This window comes from Acinetobacter sp. EKM10A (genome assembly GCF_011075215.1).
Lineage (GTDB): Bacteria > Pseudomonadota > Gammaproteobacteria > Pseudomonadales > Moraxellaceae > Acinetobacter > Acinetobacter baumannii.
The window spans coordinates 1-596 of record NZ_JAALLK010000044.1 but is presented as its reverse complement, the minus strand read 5'-3'; the positions used below and the strand labels follow the sequence as shown (position 1 = coordinate 596).

Annotated in this window: 2 protein-coding genes; one reads left to right on the top strand and one right to left on the bottom strand. The window is 37.2% G+C overall.

Annotated features, from left to right (window positions below; genetic code table 11):
• Positions 1-42: 42 nt before the first annotated feature.
• A complete protein-coding gene (locus G9371_RS18995) occupies positions 43-285 on the top strand; it encodes a hypothetical protein (protein ID WP_000051959.1) in 243 nt (80 codons plus the stop codon).
• 6 nt (positions 286-291) lie between these two features.
• Here G9371_RS18995 and G9371_RS18990 read toward each other — a convergent pair whose 3' ends face one another.
• A complete protein-coding gene (locus tag G9371_RS18990) occupies positions 292-495 on the bottom strand; it encodes a hypothetical protein (protein ID WP_000845537.1) in 204 nt (67 codons plus the stop codon).
• Positions 496-596: the final 101 nt, after the last annotated feature.

Here is a 596-nt window from a genome sequence, read left to right as displayed (position 1 = left end):
TTTAATAGACAAAAGAAAACCCAACTATCAAAGGTGATAGAAATGAGTCTAGGCGAAGAAATGTTTGAATGGCGCAAGCAGATGGTTGAGAAACTACTGCTTCAGGAAAGTAATATTGATCAACTAGAAGAAAAAGTTGATCGTGCTGAAAAGATTCTTTTTGGTGATTGCACAGCCGCTTTCAAAATAGAGTGCACGCTTCGGAACGCGTATGCGCTGAAAGCTATTCTTGATGACTTTGCCACCAAGAATAACTGCAAGCTGAGTATAGTAGAGTGTGAGTAATCAGGGTTAGCTCATTCCTGAAATGGGTTTTGATGTGGCTTTAGGCTTTGGCTTAAGTTCTTTTAAAGCTTCTTCTACCGCTTTCAGTGATTCCTGGTAGGTTTTAACCCAAAGATCAGCACTTTTTATATTGATGGTTGAAGGATCAGTATCAGCAATGGTTGCCTTAGTAAGCTCTAACGCTAGAGCTTCTATGATTTCAGTTTTCATATTTTCTCCGATATTAATGGTTATTTAAGATCAATGTTGGCACAAAGTCTTAATCCCATAATATCAGGGAAAATTTGAATATATTAAAAAAGAAAACCCAC

Excerpts from the sequence above, each read along its gene's own strand:
- G9371_RS18995 (WP_000051959.1), top strand. The coding sequence starts at position 43 with ATGAGTCTAGGCGAAGAAATGTTTGAATGGCGCAAGCAGATGGTTGAG.
- G9371_RS18990 (WP_000845537.1), bottom strand. The coding sequence starts at position 495 with ATGAAAACTGAAATCATAGAAGCTCTAGCGTTAGAGCTTACTAAGGCA.